At 58.4% G+C, this 25,606-nt stretch carries 18 protein-coding genes; 8 read left to right on the forward strand and 10 right to left on the reverse strand.

Annotated elements, in window-relative coordinates:
- Window positions 1-29: 29 nt before the first annotated feature.
- Window positions 30-3,461, reverse strand: coding sequence for a PKD domain-containing protein (locus E1958_RS00260; RefSeq protein ID WP_133510087.1), 3,432 nt, complete (start codon window positions 3,459-3,461; stop codon window positions 30-32).
- 378 nt (window positions 3,462-3,839) lie between these two features.
- Here E1958_RS00260 and gpmI point away from each other — a divergent pair, with 378 nt between their 5' ends.
- The 5 genes from gpmI (at window position 3,840) to E1958_RS00285 (ending at window position 8,396) form a co-directional block, all read left to right on the forward strand.
- Complete coding sequence (gpmI, locus tag E1958_RS00265; RefSeq protein ID WP_133510088.1) at window positions 3,840-5,489, forward strand: 2,3-bisphosphoglycerate-independent phosphoglycerate mutase; 1,650 nt, start codon at window positions 3,840-3,842, stop codon at window positions 5,487-5,489.
- Between the two features lie 379 nt (window positions 5,490-5,868).
- Window positions 5,869-6,477: a hypothetical protein gene (locus E1958_RS00270; protein WP_089725814.1), complete on the forward strand. Its 609-nt coding sequence runs from the start codon at window positions 5,869-5,871 to the stop codon at window positions 6,475-6,477.
- A gap of 91 nt (window positions 6,478-6,568) precedes the next feature.
- Window positions 6,569-6,913, forward strand: a complete 345-nt coding sequence (locus E1958_RS00275) for a Dabb family protein (RefSeq protein ID WP_133510089.1) — start codon at window positions 6,569-6,571, stop codon at window positions 6,911-6,913.
- A 436-nt stretch (window positions 6,914-7,349) separates the two neighbouring features.
- Window positions 7,350-7,721: a VanZ family protein gene (locus E1958_RS00280; protein WP_133510090.1), complete on the forward strand. Its 372-nt coding sequence runs from the start codon at window positions 7,350-7,352 to the stop codon at window positions 7,719-7,721.
- A gap of 72 nt (window positions 7,722-7,793) precedes the next feature.
- On the forward strand, window positions 7,794-8,396 hold the full coding sequence (locus E1958_RS00285) for a Maf family protein (RefSeq protein ID WP_133510091.1): 603 nt from the start codon (window positions 7,794-7,796) through the stop codon (window positions 8,394-8,396).
- 302 nt (window positions 8,397-8,698) lie between these two features.
- Here E1958_RS00285 and E1958_RS00290 read toward each other — a convergent pair whose 3' ends face one another.
- From E1958_RS00290 to E1958_RS00305, 4 genes are all read right to left on the reverse strand, one after another.
- On the reverse strand, window positions 8,699-9,865 hold the full coding sequence (locus E1958_RS00290; RefSeq protein ID WP_133510092.1) for a hypothetical protein: 1,167 nt from the start codon (window positions 9,863-9,865) through the stop codon (window positions 8,699-8,701).
- A gap of 175 nt (window positions 9,866-10,040) precedes the next feature.
- A complete protein-coding gene (locus tag E1958_RS00295) occupies window positions 10,041-11,027 on the reverse strand; it encodes a S49 family peptidase (protein WP_133510093.1) in 987 nt (328 codons plus the stop codon).
- On the reverse strand, window positions 11,024-11,689 hold the full coding sequence (locus E1958_RS00300; protein WP_133510094.1) for an HAD-IA family hydrolase: 666 nt from the start codon (window positions 11,687-11,689) through the stop codon (window positions 11,024-11,026). Before E1958_RS00300 ends, E1958_RS00295 begins: the two co-directional genes overlap by 4 nt.
- A 33-nt stretch (window positions 11,690-11,722) precedes the next feature.
- Entirely contained in the window at window positions 11,723-12,559 is an 837-nt protein-coding gene (locus E1958_RS00305; protein ID WP_133510095.1) for an IS1 family transposase, read from the reverse strand.
- A 96-nt stretch (window positions 12,560-12,655) separates the two neighbouring features.
- On the opposite strand from E1958_RS00305, the gene E1958_RS00310 reads away from it, so the two are divergent.
- From E1958_RS00310 to E1958_RS00320, 3 genes are all read left to right on the forward strand, one after another.
- Window positions 12,656-13,600 (forward strand): SPFH domain-containing protein, encoded by a 945-nt coding sequence (locus tag E1958_RS00310; protein WP_133510096.1) that lies wholly within the window; start codon window positions 12,656-12,658, stop codon window positions 13,598-13,600.
- A complete protein-coding gene (locus E1958_RS00315) occupies window positions 13,597-14,073 on the forward strand; it encodes an NfeD family protein (RefSeq protein WP_133510097.1) in 477 nt (158 codons plus the stop codon). Before E1958_RS00310 ends, E1958_RS00315 begins: the two co-directional genes overlap by 4 nt.
- Before the next feature lie 85 nt (window positions 14,074-14,158).
- Window positions 14,159-14,923 carry an NRDE family protein gene (locus tag E1958_RS00320; protein ID WP_133510098.1) on the forward strand — a complete coding sequence of 255 codons (765 nt, stop codon included), beginning with the start codon at window positions 14,159-14,161 and terminating at the stop codon, window positions 14,921-14,923.
- Window positions 14,924-15,264: 341 nt separating this feature from the next.
- On the opposite strand, the gene E1958_RS00325 is transcribed toward E1958_RS00320, so the two are convergent.
- The 5 genes from E1958_RS00325 to E1958_RS00345 form a co-directional block, all read right to left on the reverse strand.
- On the reverse strand, window positions 15,265-19,038 hold the full coding sequence (locus E1958_RS00325) for a hypothetical protein (RefSeq protein WP_133510099.1): 3,774 nt from the start codon (window positions 19,036-19,038) through the stop codon (window positions 15,265-15,267).
- A 161-nt stretch (window positions 19,039-19,199) separates the two neighbouring features.
- The gene (locus E1958_RS00330; RefSeq protein ID WP_133510100.1) at window positions 19,200-20,162 is read right to left on the reverse strand and encodes a hypothetical protein; all 963 of its coding nucleotides are present in this window, start codon (window positions 20,160-20,162) and stop codon (window positions 19,200-19,202) included.
- A 12-nt stretch (window positions 20,163-20,174) separates the two neighbouring features.
- Window positions 20,175-20,438, reverse strand: coding sequence for a p24 family protein (locus tag E1958_RS00335; protein ID WP_133510101.1), 264 nt, complete (start codon window positions 20,436-20,438; stop codon window positions 20,175-20,177).
- 442 nt (window positions 20,439-20,880) lie between these two features.
- Window positions 20,881-23,946, reverse strand: coding sequence for an efflux RND transporter permease subunit (locus E1958_RS00340; protein WP_133510102.1), 3,066 nt, complete (start codon window positions 23,944-23,946; stop codon window positions 20,881-20,883).
- A gap of 428 nt (window positions 23,947-24,374) precedes the next feature.
- Window positions 24,375-25,523, reverse strand: coding sequence for an efflux RND transporter periplasmic adaptor subunit (locus tag E1958_RS00345; protein WP_243725209.1), 1,149 nt, complete (start codon window positions 25,521-25,523; stop codon window positions 24,375-24,377).
- Between the last annotated feature and the right edge of the window lie 83 nt (window positions 25,524-25,606).

Consider the following 25,606-nt stretch of genomic DNA (forward strand, 5'->3'; position numbering starts at 1 on the left):
GGCCTTGATCCCTCCCCAAACATGTCTGCTCAGTAGAAGACGCGCACGCGCATATAGCGAACCAGCGATTGATTACCTTGGGTGTCGATGGCCTTGAGCGCGAGGCGGTAGTCCCCCTTGTCGACGAAGATGTTCTCCTCGTTGCGGCCGTTCCATTCGACTGTCTGCGTGCCGGCGCTTACGGGTTGGCTAATGGTCTTCATCAATCGATTGGAGCCCGCACGGAAGACCTGCAGGACGGCAGTCGCATCCTTGGACACATCGAAGGTGATGGTGACCGTGGGTGTGTTCGGTGTCAGGAAATCCGGCGTTGCTGGGTCGAAGTAATTCGGCTCGGCCGAAAAGTTGGTGATCCGCGGCGCACCCTCGACGAAGATGCCGTTATTGGGCAGTGTGAAGGCGGTGACCCCGAAGATGAACTGGCGCCCCGGAGGTGGGTGGGCGAAGTTGCCGAAAGCATCGGCCCCATCCCACTTGAGGTGGTGCAGGCCACGCCCGAGCGGCCTGCGATCCATCAGCCGCACCACCTCGTTGGCGAGCCTGAATACCCGCACCGAGACGGTCACCTCGGCTGCACGAGTCAAGGTCATATCGACATCGAGGAAGTCGTCCTCCAGCGGCTGGAAGACGTACTGACAGTTAGAGCAGCTCGATCCTTCCATGCGCCAGCTCGGGTTGAACAGTTGACCGCCGCTGGTTTGGGACTCATCGAGCGTCCGCGTCTGTCCGTTAGCGTCTTCGTATTCCAAGACGGCGAAGTAGACACCCTCTGTTACGAACACACCCGTGTCCGCAGTGCAGTCCCAGGTATCGGTGTAGGAACCGGCAGCCCGGCTCTCGCGATTGACCAGCGTGCGCACTCGGTCACCGGCCTTATTCTTCAGGAAAATGGTAACCGGCGTCGTCCCGCCGATCCTTGTGCGGATGTCGACTGAGCTTCCGCCAACGGGTGCGGAACAGGTATCTGTCAACAGTTCCAGTCGAGTGTCGATCGTGACCTTGACCTCGATTGTGTCGACGCCGGTCAGTCCGTCATTGTCTATCACTCGGAAGGCAACGACATAGAGACCCGGCGAGCTGTAGGTGAAATTTGTCGAAGCTGAGGTGGGCGACGAGGCATCGTAGACGCCGTCACCGTCGAGATCCCACTCATACTGCACAATGGTGCCGCCGCCATCGCTGCCTGTCCCGTTGAAGGAGACGGAGCAGGGTGCATTGCAGTTTACGGGGCTGCTCGGAGATGTGATCGTGGCGGTTGGCGACCCGCGTGGTCCGACTCTCACCGCAGTCGCAGTTGCACTTGCCATTGCCGTCAGGCCATCGTTATCGGTCACCCGGAAAACGGCATTAAAAGTCCCCGATGAGGGATAGGTGTGGCTGGTACTTCCAGTCGTTGTCGAGGAGAAATCGAATACCCCGTCGCCCTCGAAATCCCACTCATAGAGCACGATCCGGCCGTCGGCGTCGCTACCCACGCCAGTGAAGTTGACCGTAAGCGGTACCTGGCCGTTCGAGGGATCGATGCTCGCCGTAGCCGCTGGAGGATTCCCGGTTATCGTGATTCTGACGGACGCGACGGCCGTCTCGTTCTGGTCGTTCAGTACCTCCAGGACCGCATCGAACACCCCCTTGGATGTATAGGTATGGGTGTAATTTTGCTCACCGGGATCGTTCGTATCGAAGATTCCGTCACCTTGGAAATCCCAGCGGTATCGCAGTATCGCTCCCCCGCTGTACTCGGCGTTAGTCGTGAAGTTAACGGTCAGCGGAACGGGCCCGGTCGTCGGGCTAGCCTCGGGCAGGGCCCGAAAGACAGATACCCTGAAATCAGAGCGCACTTGGGCAAGATTTCCGGCCTTGTCCTGCACTGCCGCGTGCAGGGTATGAAGCCCTGCAGACAGATCACTCGTAAGCTGGTAGGTCGCGCCATATTCGTCGATGGCGAACGAGTCGCCGATTGCTACGCCATTCAGCTGCGCAGTGAAACTGCTTGTGTCGATTCCCGAACCATCGTCGTCGAAGGTTACATTGATGTTCGGACGCAGCGTATCTGCGACCGCGCCATCGACCGGCGCCGTGATGCTGATCGTCGGCGGCGTGCCGTCGGCGAAGACGGAGGTGTTGTCGCCATCCTGGTACTCACCGTCATCCACCTCGATGCGAGCGATATAGCCACCCTCCACATCCGGCGTGAAGCGGGCGATCGCTTGCTCCGCATCGGCGATATCGGCATTTGCTGCGTTGCTTGCGGATGGCCGTGCGACGAGGCTCCACCGGTAGGTGATCGGCGCTGGACCGGAATCCGGGTCCCGGCTCAGGCTGCCGTCGAGTGTTACTTCCTCACCAGGCTTGACGGCACGATCGGTGCCCGCATCCGCAACGGGCGGTACATTGGTTGCCAGGACGGAAATCGAAACGCCGTCGGTATCGGATCGGCTGCCGTTATCGACCCTGAGATCCAAGCTATAGGTCCCCAACGCGTCCGGCATGAACCCGGCCTCGGCGCTGTCGCTGTCCGTGATGTCCGCGTCCGTCAAGGCGCTGGTTCCCGGAAGTCCCGTAAAAGACCAGGAATAGGTCAGCGGCAGGCCGTTCGGATCATCGCTGCCGGTACCGTCCAAGGTTACCGTGGCCCCATAGGGCACTTCCTGGTCGCGTCCGGCATCGGCGTTCGGCGGCGCATCGCTGTGAGTAGCGGAGACGGTAACCTGATCCGGCACGCTGGCCGCCTGCCCGTTATCGACGGTGAGTGCAAAGACGTAATCACCCTCCACATCGGGTACGAAGGTGGGATCAGGCCGTCCCGGATCGTTCAACGCGGCAGTGCTCCCCGCCGGGACACCGGTAGTTGCCCAGCCGAACCTGAGCATGCCCCCGCCGGGGTCGTAGCTGGCACTGCCATCGAGCTTGACCTCGGTGTCGGTCAAGGCATTGCTGTCGGCCCCGGCGTCGGCTATGGGAGCGGAACTCGGATAATAGGCCGTCGCCTCATACGCCAAACTCCGCCAGCGGGCGACGGCCTTGCGGTACGCCTGCCACCATCCCGGCGGCCGTGGCCTCTCCTCGAGCAGCCGGCGTTGGACCTCATTGACGAGCTCGACCCTGATCTTGAGCGAACGCCCAGATCCGAAATCGGACGTATTCAGCTCGAAGTAAGGGATGCCCTCTGCGCTCACGGCCTGGGCATTGGCAACCAAGATACCTTCCGGTGCTTTGATAGCGAAGGCGAGGAGAATGCTATCTGCTGGGAAAGGGGCGGAGGAGACGTTACGCAGGCGGACGTGGAGCCGCCGTATTTCAGGCCGGGAGGTCCGTTTGAGCGGCTGGGGTTCGACCCGGACTACCGAGGGATCGATGGCCTCGAGGCCGTGGATTCGGAGCTCGGCCTGTACCGGAAAAGCGGACAGTGCCCAGCAAAAGGCCAATGCCCAGTAACCAAACAGAAGAATAGGCTTTCTCATCCTGCGGCCTCCCTACGAGACGACCCCTCTGTCAGATCCCAGGTAATCACGTCCTTATTGCAGCTACAGCCTGTACCACAACAAATTTGAGGTTGTCCGAGAGCAGTTTGAGGTCATCCATGATACGGGTAATCCTGGTACGCCTTCAGTACCCTGTCAAGCTCCACTCCGGCCCGGAAGGCAAAGCAGAACAATCCAGTCCTGCAGCACAACGCGGCCAACCTGTAGCGCGCCGAAGGATTGATGGGTGACGGATGAACATCTACGCAAATCCCGACAGAAACCATGTGCGACGGGTAGCGCTGGGTTTATACTGCGCCGATTCGCAATTTCCCCTCATCCGCAATAATTTCCAAGCCTGTATCGAGGAGGACCGGGATGGAAGAACTCAGGAAAAACGGGGCCTTCGATGGACCGGAAGGACCGCTGGTGCTGGTGATCATGGATGGGGTCGGGATCGGCAAGTACCCGGAAAGCGACTTCGTCAAGATCGCGCATACCCCCAATCTGGACTGGCTGCGCACGCATGCGGTCTATACCCAGGTCAAGGCCCATGGGACGGCGGTCGGCCTGCCGGACGACACCGACATGGGAAACTCGGAGGTCGGTCACAATGCGATCGGCTGCGGTCGTGTCTTCTCGCAAGGGGCGGCACTGGTCGACCAGGCCATCGCCTCCGGCTCCCTATTCGAGGGTGCGGTCTGGAAGGAGCTGGCGGCGAATGTCAAAGACCACCAATCGACACTGCACTTTATCGGTCTGTTTTCGGACGGCAACGTGCACTCCAACCTCAACCACCTGGAGGCGATGTTGCGCCGGGCCAAGGCAGAGGGGGTCCAAAAGGCCCGCATCCACCCTTTGATCGACGGGCGCGATGTGCCCCCGACCTCGGTGCTGGATTATGTCGAACGCTTCGACAAATTCCTGGAAGGCATCAATGCGGATGGCACCCTGGACTATTGTGTGGCGTCGGGCGGTGGGCGCATGCACATCACCATGGACCGCTATAACGCCGACTGGAGCATGGTCGAGCGCGGCTGGAATACCCACGTCAGGGGCCAGGGCCGCTACTTCGCCACCATGCGCGAGGCGGTGGAGACTTTCCGCAAGGAAAAGCCGGGCATCCTCGACCAGGATCTGCCGGCCTTCGTCATCGCGCACGACGGCGCCCCGGTGGGGCCGATCCTGGCGGGAGACAGCGTCATCTTCTTCAACTTTCGCGGCGACCGCTCCCTGGAGATCACCAAGGCCTTCGAGGCCGAGGCGCTGAGCGAGTTCGACCGCGGTCCCAAACCGGATGTGCGGTACGCCGGTATGATGCAATATGATGGCGACCTTTGCGTACCGGAGAAGTATCTGGTATCGCCACCGGCGATCGATCGTACCATGAGCGAATACCTCTCCAACGCAAGCATCAAGCAATTCGCTATCTCCGAGACCCAAAAATACGGTCACGTCACCTACTTCTTCAATGGTAACAACTCGGGCAAATTCACCACCGAAACCTGGCGGGAGATCCCCTCGGACATCTGCCCGTTCGAAGCGGCACCGCGGATGAAGGCGACCGAGATCACCGATGCCGTGGTGACGGCGATCAAAAGCGGCGAGTACCGATTCATCCGCCTGAACTATCCGAACGGTGACATGGTCGGCCACACAGGTGTAACCGATGCCGTGAAGACAGCTATCGAGGCCGTGGACGAGGGCGTTGGCAGGATCATGGAGGCGGTAAAAAATGCCAAAGGCATCGCGGTCTTCTCGGCGGACCACGGCAACTCCGACGATATGTACGAGGCGGACAAAAAGACCGGCCAGCTGAAGCGGGACGCCGCCGGCAAGTTTCTGCCCAAGACGGCACACTCCCTCAACCTAGTGCCGGTGATCGTCTACGACCCGACCAATGGATCCCGGGCGCGCCTGGCGCAGGTAGCGGATCCCGGCATCGCCAACCTGGCGGCCACCTGCATCACCCTCCTCGGCTTCCAACCCCCGGCGGATTACACCCCGAGTCTGGTGGAGGTTGGGTAAGGCGTTCGATCTACCGGTTGCCGGCTACCGGCCCGTGGTTTGAACCGCAAAGGCGCAAAGGACGCAAAGTCTTTTGTAGGTTGGGCAAAGCCTGCCAGGGACGGCGGCGTGCCCAACAGGATGTTCAAAGAGCGCAAAAAGCCCGCGTAGGTTGGGGTGAGGAATGAACCCCAACGCTATAGTTGAGATAGAGCTTATTGGTATGCGTTACCGGCATGTATCGGTCGCAGGAGAGACTTGAGTCCTTAGATATTTGACATTCGGCTGCAAGCAACCCAATGCCGCGGTCCGGCTCCTCAGCAACTTTCAAGCTCAGTGCCACGCAGCATTGGGCGCCTGAGCCCAAGCGTTAGCTCCAACAAAACCGAGGTGTTCTCAAATGCCATTTAGTCAGTTTAAAAATATTACCGAGGTTCAAAAAGAATACAAAATAAAGTACGAGGAAGGTATTTTTATATCGGCGCTGGATATAGTCGTTCCTCAAGCTTTTATAGAAGAGTTTAGGTTTAATAAAGAGAATATTGATATATTTTCTTCTGAAGCTTCTCGAAGCGAACTGATAATATCTCCGTTGCTAAGAGAGATATATAAAAGACACAGTAAAAATTATTCGTTTTGGATACAAAAACCAATATCATTTAACGAAGTATTATCTGGAACACCTGACTATATTTTTTCAAAAAGATCAGCACTCGGGAAGACAGTCCTTGAAACCCCAATCGTTATTGTCGTTAAAGCAAAAAAGAACGACTTTGAACAAGGCTGGGGACAATGCCTGGCTGAATTAGTAGCATCACAAAAGATCAACAATAATGAAACAAATTCGGTATATGGAGTGGTTACTGATGGAAATTTATGGCAATTTGGTCGATTGCAAGAGCATCTTTTTACAAAAAACGAAAAAAACTACACCATCGATAATATGCAAGAATTATTTGGAGCACTAGAACATCTTGCAACCCTAGTCGAACAAGAGAAATGGAACTAACATGCGGCTTAACCGGGCAACCCAAAGCGGTGCACCTTTCGGCTTACCGCTTTGGGCTGCCGGTTAGCCTTGACGTTATATTTCAAAGGCAATGAACAAAATACGTCTTCCGGTGGTGCTGATCCTCCTTTTCATCGGCTGCGTCAGCACGGCGACAAAGGCAGCAGAGGGGACACAAGTCAAGCATATTGTCTTGTGCTGGCTCAAGGAATCCGGCAATCCTGCCCATCGGCACAAGATTATCGAGACATCGCGTTCATTCCGCAAGATCCCACGTGTCCTAAAGGTAAGTGCCGGCGAGGTGATTCCGAGTGATAGAGAAATTGTCGATGACAGCTTTGATGTCGCTATCATGCTCACTTTCGCCAACACGGATGATATGAACGCCTATCTGGAGCACCCCTTGCACAAGGATGCTGTCCAAAAGGTCCGGTAGTGGTAAACTTATAAGTGAAAAAGTAGAGCGATTCATCCTTTTGATCCCCTCTCCCCAACCTTCTCCCGGTAGGGAGAGGGGGCATAGCGGCCAGTGTCGTTGGTCATGTTCCAACTTAGATATTAACCACTACCAAAGGTCCTTCTGCCTCTGGTCAGGAAGATCGTGGTGTATGACTATACGGAGGTAGTGTTCTAACTCCGTTGCTACCGAATCGGAGAACTTTCTCTCTGGCTCCTACACTCCAGCGTAGGAGCAAATCCAGACGCTCCAGCGTCATGAAAAACCTTGGCCGCTGGAGCGTGGGAACGAGCCGACAAAACCATTAACTCGGATAGCTAAAAACAGCGCGGCCTCCGTTGTGCTACAGTCTCCCCGCTTTTAGCTGCCGGCTATGGCAAGTGTTGGATTCACAGAAGAAATAAGACGAATTCGAATGATTGGATTACTGACTATAATAAAAACAAACTGGCTTGCTTTCACACTGTTTACTCTTGTAGTCATAACGTTTTTATCTCTCTGGCCACTCGATGAATTACCATCAGTACCGGGAACCGATAAAGCCCATCACATAATAGCTTATGCGATATTGGTGTTACCGACAGCATTACGTAAACCAAACAGATGGCTATTATTCGGTTTGTTTTTTATAGCCCACGGTGGTGCGATTGAATTATTGCAGCCGTACGTAAATCGTTATGGAGAATGGTTGGATATGCTTGCAAATACCGCAGGTGTAGTTTGTGGCTTTATTATCGCAGAGATTGTTAATTTCTTTTTCCCTGTCATTCCAAACCGTTCCAGGTAATGGCTGTGAAAAATCCAACAATCTGTGAAAATCTGCGTGATCTGCGGATTAAATACGCGTTTGCTTTGCATCATGCCCTATCCACCCCTAATTCTAGCCTCCAGCTCCCCCTTTCGCCGCGCCCTGCTGGAACGTCTAGGGATACCCTTCACCACCGCCGTGCCCGATGTGGACGAGACCAGGCGACCGGACGAGTCTCCCCAGGAGCTGGTGGTACGGCTGGCGGAGGCAAAGGCAAATGCGATCGCCGAGGACTACCCGAACGCCCTCATCATCGGCTCGGATCAGGTGGCCTACCTGGACGGTACGGTGATCGGCAAACCGGGTAACCGGGCCCAGGCCATCGCCCAGCTCACCCGCGCGTCCGCACGCCAGGTCGCCTTCTACACGGGCCTGTGTCTGCTCAATACCGCTACCGGACGCACGCAGCTCTGCTGCGAGCCCTTCCGGGTCCATTTCCGGCAGCTGTCGCGTGCCCGTATCGAGGCCTATATCGATCGCGAGCGGCCCTTCAACTGCGCCGGGAGCTTCCGATCCGAGGGCCTCGGCATCGTGCTGTTCGAGCGCCTCGAGGGCGAGGACCCGAATGCACTCATGGGTCTACCCCTGATCCGACTGATTGCCATGCTGGAATCGGAGGGAATCGATCCCCTGGAGTCCTTGAGAGATACCTGATGGGTGCAATCCTGAATCATTCGGCGTTGTCGGGAAGGATGGTGTCTAATGGACAGTATTTACAGGATGACCCAAGATTTACAGGATCTTTTTATTTAATCTCTGTGGGTCGAATTCCCCGCTGCTTGCGGCGAGAAAAAAGACTCCCAGCCGATTGATACCCCCTTGGGGCGGGGACGATTCATTGAAGGCATTCTGTGAATCCTGTAAATCCTGTACTATTTTTAAGGATCCTGCATGGCGGCGAGCAGCAACATCAGCTGGTTCCTGGTACCGCACCGGCGGGTAGTCTTGCCAAAACCCTACAGAATTAACCAGGTTGGTATTACCAACATCCAAAGGAGTACCGGCCAGTACAACAGCTTAGGAATCAAATTATCTCGGTAACGGATGATGTCCGTATAGCGGGATCTTCCCAACACGAAAATGAATATATTCGCGACGGATAAGAATATCTTCAGATACATTATCAGGTAAAAATATTCCATGTATACTAAGCCTGAGCCGGCAAACTGGCTCCTTACCTGAATATGAGCAAGCAATATGATAAAGAGGACTGCCGAATAGGTAGCAATTGTACCGGTTATATTGAAGCCAACGTGCTCAGCTAGATCTTTTTTTCTCGACACAGCAAGCAGCTGGGCGAAAAGTAGTAACGCCACGATAAAGAGCGGGACCAAATTGATGATAAACGCATCGATGAATTTTCGATGAATCCTGATATTAAAAAAAAGATCAATGAACAAATAATCTTCAGCACTGGTGGACGATTCGGGATCCGGCCCATAATATCCGAAATTTGTATCATAAGGTATTTCCTTATAACTGAAGAATGTTTCATCGACATTCCATTCACCATGCACCATTTCAAAATCCAATCCGAAGGTGCGCTTATTCGTCTTTTTATATGCACCAAAGTCTGGGGTTAGAAGGATGTCATTTGAGGTCTGCTTCGGCCAGAGCCGCAGCCAGACTGTTACCGTATCGAGTGGATAGTGTGAATAATCGAAGGATTGCCGGACAGTTACATCGAAATACCATCCCACCAAATCGTATTGAATGCCATCCCGTTTTATGGGTAACTCATAAGATTTGGTTAAAAGAGTGTCTGCTGAGTTTACCTGTTCCGCAAAGACGATACCTTTTTCGAAGTCCTTTGGGAAATCATTGGGATATGTTTGCCAGACAAAACCCGTAACATTCACATCGGTGGCAGTAACGAATGCCAGTGACTGTATGAAAAAAGCCGTTGGTATTGGATAGGGCCTATGCCCGGTCTTAAATTGGGCAACGTCATGATGGTGTCGATGGGATTGGAGGAAACCCTCTAATTGCGATTTATTGCGAATTATATGTGCATTTCCCTCATACGGATGGGAGTGGTTCGACCACTTATAAGTCATCACAGCAACAGCCATTACTGAAACGAGAAAAGATAAAAGCCATAAACGTATAATATACTTTTCCATTCTCCAGTTCCTTTAATTATCAAATCCCTCCCTATTACAGATTAGTAAATAGTTCTTAATTGTCAAATCCCGCGGATTACGGACTCGTAGCATAATTTCAGACAATCTGAATTGTTTGGCACAGCCTGGAGGACCGGACTCGCGAAACTTCAAACCCACCAGTGGTGGATAAACTTCAGCGCACGATCGGGTAACCGTCGGCCCCACTCAAGCGCATCAGGGATGCGGCGATTGAGGCGCCGAGGCGATCCGCCAGGTGTTCGAGCAGGTCCTTCTTGGTGCTGTACTTGACGATCTTCTCCGCTCCGATCAGCTCGCGTGCCACATAACTGCTGCTGCCGAGCCCGTCGGCCAGACCAAGCGCCACGCTCTCTTCGCCACTCCAGAAGAGGCCGCTGAAGAGCTCATCACCCCCCTTGAGGTGCTCGCCCCTACCCGCGCGCACGACCTCGATGAACTGCCGGTGCAGCTGGTCGAGGACCCCCTGGAGGAATGCGCGCTGTTCCTCATGCAGGGGCGAGAAGGGATCCAGGATTCCTTTATTTTGGCCCGCCGTCAGTAGGCGGCGCTCGATGCCCAGCTCCCGGAGGGCCTCGACGAAGCCGAAGGCATCAATGCGCACACCGATGGAGCCGATCAGGCTCGCCTTGTCCACATAGATGGCGTCGGCGGCAACAGCGATATAGTAGCCGCCCGAAGCACACAGATCCGCCGCCACCGCGTAGACCGGGGTGTCCGGATGCTGCTTGCGCAGCCGCTGGATCTCGTCGTTGATGTAACCGGCCTGCACTGGGCTGCCCCCAGGGCTGTTGATGCGCAGGATGATGCCCTTGGTGTTGTCGTCCTCATAGGCCCTACGCAAGGCCTTGATGATGCGATCCGCGCTGGCACCGGTCTCCGGGGCGATGAGGCCCTTCACCTCCACCAGTGCCGTATGCCCCTCACCGGGGGCAACGCGCGTGATGAAGTCGTCGGGCCAGAACAGCACCAGCAAGGCAATCAGGTAGGCGAAGGTCAAGAGCTTGAAAACGACACCCCAGCGGCGGCTTCGCCGCTGCTCCTCGAGGTGGTCCAGCACCACCCGATTCACCAACGCCTGTTCCCAACCTTCGTCCCCCGGGGCGGGCATGGCCTCCCGCCGTTTCCAGAACCGCCAGCTCATACCACCTCCTCCCGCTCGAACCAGGATCGCAGCTCAGGGAGCGTCTCCAAACAATCCAAGGGCCGTTGCGCGAGCAATCGCCCCCGTTCGTGAACCCCATAGCAGACTGCCAAGGCACTGGTACCGGCATTGCGTGCCATCTGCATATCGTATTCGGTATCCCCGACCATCAGGGTCTCCGCACCGGTCACCCCGAGCTCGTCCATGATCTGCAACAGCATCTCCGGATGGGGCTTGGAGCAGGCCTCATCGGCGCAGCGGGTAGCGTGAAAACGGTCGGCAAGACCCGTATCGCCGAGGATGGGATCAAAGCCCCAGCGGCTCTTGCCGGTGGCCACGGCCAACAGATAATCCCTTTGCAACAACCAGTCCACCAGCTCCTGAGCGCCGGGGAACAGGGGCGAGAGAGGTCCATCAGCGCCACCGTCATGGTAGTGGAACCGATAGCGGTCGGTGACTCGGCTGCGCTGGGTGTCATCGGCCTCAGGCCAAAGCCTGACCATGGCATCAGCGAGGCTGAGCCCAATGATATCGCGCGCGGCCTCGCGGCTGGGCGGTCGCTCACCCATGTCGGTGAAGGCCGCCTGGATAGAGGCCACAATCTTGGCCTCCGAGTCCATGAGGGTCCCGTCCCAGTCGAATACGATCAACTTGAAGTCCATTGGGTGGTGGCTAATTGTTAAATGATGGCATAGTCAACTGGCTGGCAAGAGATCCGTATTATAGCGGTGCAGGAAGAATTTTAAACAGATATCATGCATAATGATGCATTTGGAGAAAGAGAGTGTTTTACGCACGAAGCGTGCTAAATGCTGCCGTAAGGTATTATTCCAGCGCTCAACATGAGCCGTCTCCCCTGTTTCTTTGCCGACAGGGTGATGCTGCTCATCCGGAATAACGGCTTGATACGCTTCCCAATAGTCGGTGAAAACCAGGGCTTTTTTATAAGTGGATGGTATGCGATCCCAGAGGATTCGGCAGGTGTCTATACTGCGGTCACCACAAGCATAAGCAATGACTTCTCGGGTCTCTCTGCTCAATGCGATCCAGACCCATACTTTGTTGCCCTTGATGAAGACAAAGGACCAAAACAGACTCTCGGCCAGATCGTCCAGGTGCTGAGCCAGGGCCAGCACCCCGTAGCCCTCGCGCCGGCAGGTGCCGTACATGATGCCCCGCTTCATGCGGGCACAGTAGGCACAGAAGGAATCCCCGTCCATCCGTTCCCTGGCCTGCTCCAGGATGGGATGTTGCTCATAGAACCAGGTCACGCCCAGGCGGTCGTAGTAGGCTGTGAGCGGGCCGGGGTCGAATCCGGGTATCTGCAGATCGACCGTGACCACCCCGAGCGCAAAACGCACCGGGGCATAGGTCCGCAGGTGGCGCAAAACAGCGAGCAGCGACAGTGAGTCCTTGCCGCCGGAGACGCCGAGCAGGATGCGGTCGCCGTCGCGGATTATGGCGTACTCGGCAATGGCCCTCCCCACCCGGCTCAGGAGTGACCTGGGCGGTTGGATGCCGGGCCGGCTCATGGACCCGGCGGCCGGTCCGACACCGACACCGAACAGCCTGGAACGGCTATACTTGCGGCATCATCGGCTTGGGTATCGATCAACATGGAGCTCATTATGCAAGAAGTCGTCGTCATCGGCATCGTCGTTCTCGCGGTCGTCATCATCGTCCTGGGCGTCAAACAGGTCCCTCAGGGCTCCGAATACACGGTCGAGCGGCTGGGACGCTACACCCGCACCCTGACCCCGGGGCTACACGCCATCATTCCTATCATCGACCGGGTCGGCTCCGAGCAGAACATGATGGAGCAGGTACTCGACGTCCCGTCCCAGGAGATAATCACCAAGGACAACGCCATGGTCACGGTGGACGGAGTGGTCTTCTTCCAAGTCCTGGACGCGGCCAAGGCGGCCTATGAGATCACCGGTCTCAAGCATGCCATCCTGAATCTCACCATGACCAACATCCGCACCGTCATGGGCTCCATGGATCTGGACGAGCTGCTGTCCCAACGCGACAAGATCAACACCCGGTTGTTGACGGTGGTGGACGATGCCACCACGCCCTGGGGCGTGAAGGTGACCCGCATCGAGATCAAAGACATCTCCCCGCCCCGGGATCTGGTGGACGCCATGGCGCGCCAGATGAAGGCCGAGCGCGACAAGCGGGCCGCCATCCTGGAGGCCGAGGGTTCGCGCCAGGCAGCGATCCTCACGGCCGAAGGTGAGAAACAGGCGGCGATTCTCGAGGCCGAAGGCGAGCGGGAAGCAGCCTTCCGTGAGGCAGAGGCCCGGGAGCGCCTGGCCGAGGCGGAGGCCAAGGCGACCACGGTGGTCTCCGCGGCCATTGCCAAAGGCGATGTCAATGCCATCAACTACTTCGTCGCCCAGAAGTACACCGAGGCCCTGCAGCAGATCGGCAGTGCCGAGAACCAGAAGGTCGTCATGCTGCCGCTAGAGGCATCCAGCCTGATCGGCTCGCTGGCCGGCATCGGGGAGATCGCCCGCGCGGCCCTCCAACGTCCCAGCGGGAAGGCACCGGCACCGGATGAGCCGGCATGAGTACGGGCTGGATCACCACGGTCGGTCCCTGGCACTGGGTCCTGGTCGCCATCGTCCTGATCATTCTGGAGGCCTTCTCACCCGCGGCCTTCTTCCTATGGCTGGCGATCGCGGCCGGAACCGTGGGGCTGGTGCTGGCGGTCTTTCCGGCGCTGGACTGGCAGGTCCAACTGGTGCTGTTCGGCGTCTTCAGCATACTGAGCCTGATCCTCGGTCGGCGCTACCTCAAACGCCATCCCATCGCCACCGACACGCCCACCCTCAACAAGCGCGGGCACCAATACATCGGACGGATCTTCACCCTGGACCAACCCATCGTGAACAGTACCGGAAAGCTGCGGGTAGACGACACCATCTGGAAGATCAGCGGACCTGACTGTGGCGAGGGGACCCAAATGCGGGTGACGGATGTCGACGGCGTAGTGTTGCTCGTAACCCCGGTGGACGAGGATTCGCGGTCCGCTGTCCCCTGATCCCGCAAGGCCTGATCCCGAAAGACCTGATCCCGCAAGGCAACCAGCGCCGAACCCGTTCTTTTCTTTGCAAGCACGATCTCACATGTGCACCCTGGTGATCCTGCGGCGACCCGGCCACCACTGGCCCCTGCTGCTGGCCGCGAACCGCGACGAAGTACGCCATCGCCCCGCGGAGCCCCCGGCGCGCCATTGGCCGGACCGACCCGCGGTCGTGGCCGGTCTCGACCACACGGGAGGCGGGAGCTGGTTGGGCATGAATGACCAGGCAGTGATAGCGGCGGTCATGGACCGGACCGGTTCCCTGGGTCCGGCCCCCGGAAAACGCAGCCGCGGTGAGCTGGTCCTAGAGGCCCTGGACCACGCCGAGGCCAAATCGGCAGCCGGCGCCCTGGCCGATCTCGACCCGGCCGCCTACCGGCCCTTCAACCTCCTGGTAGCCGACACCCAAGACGCCTATTGGCTGCGCCATGGGGGCGATGGAGAGATCCGGGTCCATCCGATCCCCCCTGGACTGCACATGCTCAGCGATACCGAGCTGGACGATATCGGCCACCCGCGCATCCGCAGCTATTTGCAGCGTTTTCGGAGCGCCGAGATACCTGACCCCCGGCACGGCCGCTGGCAGGCCTGGAAGGACCTGCTGGCGAATCGGACCTACCCGGCGGAGGCAGGCCCCACCGCCGCCATGAATCTGGAAGAACGTCCCAACGGTTTCGGCACCCTCTCCAGCGCCCTCATCGCCGTGCTGGCCTATCCGAGATTCGCATCGCCACCACGCTGGCTTCACGCCGAGGGGCCCCCGGATCGCTTTCCTTTCGAGCCCGTTGATCTAGGGCGGGCCGGGTAGGTCGGGTTAGCCGCAGGGACGCGGCCTAGTCCGACGCGGAGGTGGCGGATCATGCTCTGGGCAGGATCTATCCGATGCACCGGATCGAAATCGGGATCGCAATCGGAATCTCGACTTCGATCCCGATCCCGATCCCGATCCCGGGCATGCTGCATCCCAATCGACCTGGCTACCCGGCTGATGCGGTTCGTTGAATGTCAACGGATCCGTAGAGTGGGCTGTGCCCACCAACACCCTGCCTGGCTGGTGGGCACAGCCCAAGTTGCTGGGCACAGCCCACCCTACGGCGACCGGCTACGGATCATCCCCACGGAATTGCGGGAACCGGGGGAATTCCGGAATCACTCCTTGACGGTGTCTCCCCATTCGGTTTCTCGCCCAACAGTGGTCTGGATGGCGTCGATCCGGGTGCCTTTGAAGAGCTCGAACAAGCGCCCTGCATCGAAGCCCCGGAATTTCGGATCAGAACTCAGTTTTCTAAGGTGTCCATCAAGACCAGGGAAGGTCATAGTGTAATCGGTCCGTCCGGGGGTACGGCACAGGGTGATGTGTAGCTTGAAGTCGCGCCAGAACTTGGAGCCGTCGAGGTTTTTTTCCACCTGCTCACGGAATGCCGAATTCCCGTATTCCAGGGTACGGTCTTCCATCAGCCGCAATTGTACCGATAGCTGGAATTTCGGCGAGGCGGCGGCGACGGGGATACAGTCGGCGGCCAACATCAGCTCGGTGCGGTCGACTATGAAATCTTCGAAGAAGGCGCCCTGGATTGCGAAAATCTCTTGTAGACGTTCTTCGCTCGGCTTACCCGAAAGGAAGAGGAGCAGGTCGTCCCAGCCATCGGTCAGGAAGAGACGATCGTTGGTCTGCAATAGCCCCCCGATCTGCTCGATCTGCAACTGTCCGTCCTGCAGCTCTCCGTGCTTATCGTAGGGGACATACCTCTTGTCCCGCGCACGTAGCAGACGGCGAAGAGCATCGATGCGAGCGTAACGTTGGGTCAGGGTAACCGAGAGAATCGCCAGCACGGGCGTCCCATCGTCCGGAAAGGGACGTTTGGGATCCAGCCGCACCGGGACCGCCTGCTCGCGGCGCACGAAGAAGGCGGGAAATTCCTCGATTTCCCAGGCCGGTTCCAGCGAAGCACCGTTGGGCTGGGGGAATTGGGGAAGGGTACAGCGGCACATGGGTCGGGTCTTGATCCAGCTTACCAGATCGTAACGTCCTAAGACCCCTTGGTAATAGCGCCTTCCGTGTTGCCCGGATTTCCCTGCCTCCTGCGACGGTTGGCAGACAGTACGCTCCCCAGCCCAGTGGTAATCTCGGTCCTTGAAGCGGTCCAGCCAGCAGGTCAGACGATCCGGATCTTCCGTATCCGGCTTGCTTCCTCGACCGGACTTTTCCTGCTGGGTGGGATAGCTGCCGGCAATTGCAATGCGGCCGATGAGATAATAATCGGGGACATGGAATTTCCCGTTGGGCCGCAGTGCTTTGATCAGTTGCTCCATCCGCTCGTCCTTGCCCTTTTCATCTGCCAAGCGGGTACTTTCCAGGCAACTGAAAAGGGGGTAGATGGGATCGCCGGGTTTTAGCCCGCACTGTTTCCCGAGGGTATCGATCAGCTGGTCCAGCTTTCTGCGGAGCAATTTGTCCAGGGTGCGCAGACGTTCTTCATATCGTTGAGAGCTGGAGTCGGGATCGCTTTCACGCTCGGAATAGAATTCCAGCCCCCAGTGTCTGAACCAACCATAGAAATCCCGCCAGGCAAGTGCCGTGAAGTGTTTAGCGATGTCCGGCGCCTTTACCTCGAACTCGTCGCGCTTGTCTTTTTTGCGCATGGCGCTGGGAGGAAATTCACGGAATACGTTATCAAGTTCTTTGATGCGCTCGTTCAACCAGTCCTGGTCGTGCGATTCCTTATCCTGCTCGCGGTCAAGCCATTCTTGCAGCTTGTTTCGTAGCTCGGGATCCAATTTTGGCCGGTGCTGCTTGTCCTCATCCTCGAATAGACGCTCCAGCTGGTGTACGACAATGAGCAAGTAATGGTAGGCGGACTGGCTCTGATCGTAATGGACCTCGAGGGCGAGCTGGTAAAACTCCCGACCCAGGGCGACATGGCACTGCAGACTTGTGATCCAGTTGCGGCCCCGTTTGCGTGCTCCACCTCCACCGGAGAGAAAATCGATTGATCGGGTCAGCATACACTGCCAAGCGACATCATAAATATGCCGGAAGATAAGTGGATTCTTCTCATCGATTTCGTTGCCATCGAAGTAATGTTCAGACATCCACTTTTTGCACTTTTGTTTGCACCTTTTCTTTCCTGCATCGTCTTTCTCCCTCATAGGTTCGCAGGGGTATCCCGGCTGACACTTTTGCTCGACCAAGCGTTGGTAGAGATGGGTTCGCACGGGCAGGGGCAGGCGCCGCGAGAAGCGGGGAAAACACCAGGGCGCCCGGCTCCCCCCTTGATCCTGGCCGTTGGATTTCTTGTCGGACGCCTCGTCACTCAGGTCGTCATCGGAACGCTCTTTGCGCCAGCGGCGGAAATCCGCGGCCGCGTCGGAATGCCGGGCTAACTCACACAAGCGTCGGCCCAGGGAACGCCAGTAGTGCAGTTGGGAACGTTTGGATCCATGCAGGCGATCCAGGAAGTCGAGCATGGCCTCCGTCAAGCCGAGCACCCCTTCCTCCAACCGGGTATCCAGGGGAGGAGACGGCTCCAGGTGCTGGATCGTCTGCAGCCAAGTTGCGGTGACCCGTAGTCGCAGATACCAACTACGTCCTCGATCCAGGAGACCTCCGTGGTGCTCCAGATGATGGGCGAGCTCCAGATCATAGCGCCCGTCCGGGTGGTCGAAGAAGATCTCCAGACCGGAACCGGCGATCTCCTCGAACAACGCCAGCAGATAGCCGTGGCCCTCTACGGTGGCGGCCAGCAGATCACAGGCGAGCTCTCGGATCAGAGAGCGGCGAAAACGCGAGGACACGTGCTCATTACCTTGGCGCTTGTCGAAGCTGCGCAGGCAATCATCGAACAGCCGTAACAGGCGCCCGAAGGGATCTCGGCAGCTGGTCAGCGCATCATTGCTGTAGTAGCGGCGATCCACGGCCTCATGGGCCACTTCATGGGCGAGCACGCTCTGCAAATCCGGCCGCTCCGGCATCCAGAAGGAGGAATTGATGAAGGAGGCGTGCCGTTCTCGTTTTTCTTCGCCCTCGGCCGAGACCTGGTGGAGCTGGGTAAAGGACCGGGAAGTAAAGTCGTGATTCCAGCGATGCAACACCGATCCCCAGCTGGCGGGGGGAGGAGCGGGTGGGCTCTGGGAGTCCAGCAGCATGGCAATCGACCGTCCCATGTCGCGGCACCGCTCCGTCAGGAAGCCGGTGTAGATCCCTTGCTCCCGGCGTCTGGTCAGGCTGGGCCTAGGGTGGTCCTGAAACCCCATATCCAGATCGCGCTTGAATTGGGCCTGCAAGTCCCGCAGACGCTCGACATAATCGTAGACTTTGCGCATCACCCCGGCGCGCACGACCATGAAGCGGGCCAGACGTTGGGCCCCGTCTTGCTCTTTCGGATAAGGATCGGGCTCGATGACACGGAAGGCCCACAAAGCCCACCAGCAGAGGGTCAGACGATCCGCCACCAGATCGGCCTTGATATCCTGCAGGGTTTTCAGAATCCGGTAATGACGCTTTTGATCCAGACTCCAATGGCCCTGGTTCCAAAATGCCTGGATCTCGGCCTGGAGCTTTCGCAATGCCTTCTCGTTTCGGGGTCTTTGCGTTGGCTCGTGCTTATCCTCTGATGCTTCATCGTCGGCGACAAGGCCCGGCATGGGATAAGGCACGACCCATTTCGAGGCGAGTTCCTTGGCGGAGAACCCCGGTCGGCACAGGAGGCGATACCAATCATCACCCTTGCCCCCTCTCGGCTGGCCCCAGATGTACGGCTCCTCCCGGCGCAGGAAACGATACAGAACGGGTGCACGCAGGTTATGGATCAAATTGACCTGGGCGTGACGGTACTCGACCAACAGGGTATCGATACGTTCAAAGGTATCGACCCAGGCCACAAAACCCAACACCTGGCGCGGATCGGCCTTGTTTTCCGTCATGCGTATTTGCTCCCAGGCGATTGACTTCGAAACTCGGCTCGCGGATAGACCGGATAGCAGAGCATAAATCGACTTCCGTGGTTCAGCGTCGGACCAAGGTAGACGTGGATTTTATACCCGACAAAACTCCAGGCGATAGCAGGCGCGCCTAACCTATAGCTTCAGCCAATCAACTCAAATAAGGAAATAGCAACAGTAAAGTTCACGCTAGCGGTGACAACCGCTAGACGCACCATCATTGGAGGTAGGGTTTGCAGGAGATAGGTATTCTCAAAAGTATGACCGAGATAAGGCAGGCGCGACAGATCTTCCAGGGGCAGGGACACACGGCACTCCCGCCCGAAGACATAGGCGGCGTGCCAAAGAAAGCCCGCGGCAAGCCCAGTCCACACCAGAATTGGGAGAATCGCTCCTTTCGCTTGACACAAAAAGGCCAGCACAAGCAGACCGAGAGCGACAAGTTGGCCCGCAATCACAGGGCCACAACGGGTGATGAGCCAGCGCAGGAAGCTGCGGTCGTACCAGATGCCGGCCGGGGATGGCTTGGAGGCAAGATAGTCCACAAGGGCTACGCGTTCCAACGTCGCCTGGATGCTCCCGTCGTTCGCTGCGGACCGGTATTTCTTAACGGGTAGTAAGGTGAGTAGCAAGATGCCACGTAGATACCGCTTATCAAGCCTTGTGACCAGTTCGGACGCTTGTTGGCTGTAGAACCTATCCAACTGCGGTGGCCAAGTACCCCACAGATCGGCAAGCACCTCGCGGCGCCACACATAGAAAACAAGGAAGGGATAGAACCAGACCATCCAGACAAAGACCGCGAGGGAGATCCCGAAGAGATACCACGAGTTAGGCAAGCTGGGGCCCAAGAAAAAAATCACAGAGAACACGAAAAACAGGGCGAATCCGAGAAACCACCAGCGCAGCCCGTTCGGCCACAGATAGATGGCATCCGATCTCCCTGCGTCCGCTCCGCCCCCGCGCGCATCCCGCCACAACACAAAGGGTGTAGGCCAGGAGTAGTACCAACCGGGATGGCGCAACCGCAGCAGCCAGCGCCGAACAAACACCACCCACCACCGGCGCAACGTGCGCGACATTCCTTTCATTCGGGGCAGGTTCAAGAGTGGTAAGGCCTATCGGCGGAAGGGGTGTTCCCGCTCCCAGCGCCACTCCGGATCGATCAGCCCGCTGCCGGTGGGGACATTCTGCACCGGTTCCGGTCCCCGGCCCCCACCCAATACCATGAACCCCTGCATCTGATTCTTCAGCATTTCCATCTGGTCCCGGTCACGGGAACGCTGCTCGCGAATCTCCCTGACATCCTTTTGCAAACTTTCAATGTTGGATTCGATACGGTCTACCGCGTCTACCAACTGATCGATTTTGTCAAGATGCATTGTTTCAATCCTCCTCATTCAGAAAACATAGATAGCGGCTTCCTTCAGCGGGTGAAGCACAAGCACGCTGGGTGAGCATTAGGATACGGGAGAGCAACAGCGGACGAGAGATGTGCGCAGATCCCCGCATAACCGTAGTGGGCTGTGCCCACCGGGAGGGTGCGGTAGTGGTGGGCACAGCCCAAGTTGGTGGGCGTAGCCCACTACGGGTCCTGCTCGACGTGCTGCAATTTGGGTTAGGTGGGAAAGGGCCACGATTTTCTAGGCTTATCAACGACTTGTCTGACGAAAAATCGCAACAAATTGTATAATTACACTATAAGAATACAGCCATAACAAGGTTGCGTTAAGACGCCGGCACTGACTTGAGCGGACAATCAGCGCGCCTTTGGGCGTCGAACGCAACCCGTCAAACCCTGTCCCGACGTAGGAGGGATCTTTATCATTCAGGACTACTCAACCCAGGCTGTGGCTCGTTATTCGCTTTGAACAAAATGGCGTACAGGGTAGGGACCACGATCAGGATGAGTAGGGTCGCGAAGCCCAGGCCGACCATCATGGTGATCGCCATGTTGACAAAGAAGACATCGGGCAGGAGGGGGATCAGGCCCAGGATGGTGGTGCCGGCGGCCAGGATCACGGGGCGCATGCGGCTTACGCCCGAGTCCAGAATGGCCGCGTGGGGGGCCTTGCCGGCAGCGATTTGCTGGTCGATCTCCTCGATGAGTACGATGGCGTTCTTGATCAGCAGACCGATCAGGGATAAAGCGCCAAGCAGGGACATGAAGTCGAAGGAGGCGTCGAGGCCGAGGAGGCCGGCGGTGATGCCGATGACCGCCAGGGGTACGGTGAGCCAGATGATCAGGGGTTGGCGCAGCTTGCCGAACAGCAGGATACTGACCAGGATCATGGCTATGAAGGAGGGGGGCAGGACGCCGAACAGGGAGCCCTGGGCGTTGGTCTGATCCTCGTATTCGCCGCCCCAGGTCAGGCTGTAGCCGGGGGGCAGCTCGATGGCCTCGATCTGCGGGCGCAGGCGCGCGAACAGGGGGGCGGCCAGGGGACCCCTGGGATTGGCGGAGGCGATGATGGTCTGCATCCGGTCCCGTCCACCGATGACCTGGTTCTCCCACTGGATCTCGAAACCGCTCACCACCTGGGCGACCGGGATGGCGCGCTCCAGCACCGGACTCCAGACCTGAATGTCCTGGATGTTGGTGACATCGGCCCGCTCCTCGGCCATGGCCCGGGCCAGGATGGGCAACATGCGCTCGCCGTCGCGGTACAGACCAACCCGGGTACCGTCAAAGGCGTACTGGAGGGCGTTGGCCAGATCCACGCGAGTGATACCGAGCTGACGCCCCACCTGCTCGTTGAACAGGGGACGTAGCACCTTGACCGGTTCGCGCCAGTCGTCGCGGACCTCCTTGGAGCCGGGGTCGGCGCGCATCAGGGCCTTGGCCTGTTCCGAGAGCGTGCGTAACACCTCCGGATCAGGGCCGTGGAAGCGGGCCTCGATCTTGCTGTCGCGACCGGGGCCGATCAACATGCGCTTGAGAATGGGGTCGGTCCAGTAGAGCTCCTCGCGCAGGAATGCTTCGACCTGTTCCCATACCTGGTCGATTTGCTCCCGAGTCTCGGTCTGGACGATGATCTGGGCGTAGGCCGAGGTGGTATCCTTGGTATCGTAGACCAGGGTAAAGCGCTGATGGGGTCCGCCGATGGCCGAGCTGGTCTGGGTCACGCCCTCAAGCCCGCGCAGATACTCGGACACCCGCAGGGTATCCTCACGCGTCTTGCGGATATCCGTGCCCTCCGGCTCCCAGACGTCGACGAAAAACAGGGGGGTGTTCGAGTTGGGGAAGAAGGCCTGTTTGACGAAACCGAAGCCCCACAGGGAGAGTACGAACAGTCCCCCGACCGTCACCACCGTCACCCAGCGGAAGCGCAGGGCCGTACTCGCCAAGCCACGATAGATGCGGAAAGGGGCGGCGGCATAGGCATCCGTCTCCTGACCGGCGGCCTTGCCGGGCTTGAGCAGCAGGGCGCACAACAGGGGTGTGGTGCTGATGCCCGTAATCCAGGACAGGGTCAGAGAGATCAAGATGACATAGAAGAGGGAGTTGGCGAACTCCCCGGTGGCATCCTGGGAGAAGCCGATACCGGCAAAGGCCAGGATCCCGATGACGGTGCCCCCCAAGAGGGCCCAGATGGTCTTGCTGACGGTCTCGCTGGCCGCCCGCACCGGGTCCATGCCGGCATTGATGCGGATCAGCATGCCCTCGGCGACCACAATGGCGTTGTCCACCAGCATCCCCAGGGCAATGATCAGGGCGCCCAGGGAGATGCGTTGCAGCTCGATGCCGTAGATAGCCATGATGAACAGGGTGCCGGCGACGGTAATCAGGAGCACGGCGCCGATGATCATCCCTACCCGCAGGCCCATGAACAGCAGCAGCACCACGAGTACGATAAGCACCGCCTGGGCCACACTGACCACAAAGCCGTTGACCGATTTATCCACCTCCTGGGGCTGGTCGTAGATGGCTTCGAGCTGCATGCCGACCGGGATGTTTGCCTCGAGCCCCGCGAGCCTGCGGCCAATGGCCTCGCCCACCTCCACCACGTTTTTGCCCGCCTGCATGGAGATACCGATGGTGAGCGCCGGCTTGCCGTTGTTGTAGTAATACTTGGTAGGGACGTCGACGTAAGCGCGGTGAATTTCGGCGATGTCGCCCAACCGCACCAGCCGCTTGTCCGCCGAGCTCACGAGCACGTCGCCGATGGACTGTACCGAGACCGATTCCCCGGTGGGCCAGATGCGCAGGTATTCGTCCCCGACGTCTACATTGCCGGCATCGGCGGCGATGTTTTGGGACTGGAGCACGTTGCGGATGCCCGCCAACGAAATCCCCAACTCGCCGAGCCGGGCGCGGGAGAGTTCCAGATAGGCGACCTCCTGCTGCTTGCCGTCGATGACGATCTTGCGCACACCGGGCACCAGCACCAACGCCTTCTTCAGGTAGTCGGCGGTGTCCCACAGGTCGCGCCAACTGTAGCCCTCGCCGCTCAGGGCGAGATAGACACCGTACACGTCGGCGAAGCTGTCCACCACTATGGGGGGTTGGGCACCCGGCGGCAGCTGGTGCAGCATATCGGCGATCTTGCGCCGCAGCTCGTCGTAGATGCCGGGAAAATCCTTGCCCCGATACTTGTCTTTGAACTCGATGGTGACGTCGGACAGGCCGGGACGGGAAATGGATTTCTTGATCCATTTCACCTGCTCCATGAGCTGAATGGCCTCTTCCACGTGATAGGTCACCTCGTCCTGCACCTGCCGGGCCGATGCCCCCGGATACAGGGTGATGACCTTGGCCAGCTTGACGGTAAAGGCGGGATCTTCAAGCCTGCCCATGCCCTGAAAGCCCCAGATGCCTCCCCCCAACAGGATGACCACCAACAGCCAGGAGATGACCGGCGTCTTGACCGAGTATTCACCGATGTTCATAGCGTAAGCCTAATGTGCTGGTGCTTCACACGGAACGAATTGATCGCATTGCGACCCAGGTCGGCATCCCGCTGCCGTTACCCAGGGTCCGCACAGCGGACCCTATGGTCTATATCGCTATATCGAACCACGGATAGACACGGATAAACACGGATTTGTCTCCATCCGTGTCGATCCGTGTTCATCCGTGGTTCTTTTTCCGGTTGTTATCCGCACCGCTAACCAACTGTTTTCACATGCCAGATGGCCGCAACATTCCCGCGGTCCGCACAGCGGACCCTACGGCTGATCAGGTGGTTAGCGTAGGGTCCGCTGCGCGGACCTCCTGAATGCCAACTCACCCTACGGGTTACATGTAAAATATGCAGAAACAGGGTACTGGCGCGGCAGGTGGCGAAGGTTTGCCCGTCGCTCTCAGGGCCCGGTCTTCACGAGCCCGGCCCCTCGTCGGATCTGGGTTCCGCCTCCTCGTGTTCCGAGAGTAGCCGTACCTGCATGCCCGCAGCGAGATAACCGACACCGGCGACGACGACCCGCTTGCCGACCTCCAGGCCGGCTTTGATCTCGATAGAGCTCCCGTGCATGCGCCCTACTTCCACCGGGTTTTTCATCACCTGCATGTTCGCCTCATCCACTACCCACACGAAGGGTTCCAAATCCGAGTCCGCGGTGACGGCGGCGGCGGGCACGAACAGCAACGGTGCTCCGTCGGTGACGCCGCTGAAGTCGGCCGTAACGGTGGCAGTCATGCCGGGGAGCACCAGAAAATCCTTTGGAGCGGGCATGGTGAAGGTGACCGCGAAGGTCTGGGTAGCGGGATCGGCGCGGGTGGCGATCTCGCGCAGGGTCAGGTCGAATTCCTCACCGGGCCGGCTATCGAAGGAAGCAGTAACCGGGATCGCGCCAGGCTCGGGGCCTTCGCCGCCGGAGGCACGGATGCCGAGGATAACGGTCTCGGGAACATTGATCTTGACCTCCAACCGGGAGCGGTCATGAATCGCGAATATCGCCTGTTTGGCCTGGACCTCCTCGAAGGGCTCTACGTAACGCTTGGCGATCGTGCCGGCAAAGGACGCCTTCAGCCTGGTGTAGGCAAGATCCTGATTGGCTCGCTCCAGGGCCGCCCGGGTATTCTTCCACGCGGCCTCTTTGGCATCGTAATCGGACCGGGAGATAAAGCCCTTCTTTACCAGTTCCTTGGCCCGCTTGAAATCCTTTTGGGCGCGGTCGAAACTGGCCTGGGCGTCCTTGACTGCGATCTTGTAGTCCGTGGGATCCAGGGTGGCCAGGATCTGCCCCTTCTTCACCCGGTCTCCCTCTTTAACCGCCAGCTTCTGCACGGTTCCCGCTACCCGGAAGGCCAGCTCCGCCTTGTGCAGGGCGTCGATGCGAGCCGGAAAGCGGCGGATGCCGCCCACATCCGGCGCCTGCACCAGGGCGGTCTTGACCGGGCGGCTGACCGCTTGCGCAACCGTCGGTTCGTTCTCTGTGCAGGCAGAGAGCAACGCCGGAACGAAAAGGGCAGCCGAAACGAGTGAAAAGAATCGGTGCTGGGTCGGGCGGGAATACTGGTCCACAGTTGTACGTCCTCGCGGTCCGGGTAGAGGTTGATAGGCTAACACGGTGTTATCCTACAAGAGAACCATAACCCAAACGGAGA

The organism is Candidatus Thiosymbion oneisti, assembly GCF_004359955.1.
Lineage (GTDB): Bacteria > Pseudomonadota > Gammaproteobacteria > Chromatiales > Chromatiaceae > Thiosymbion > Thiosymbion oneisti.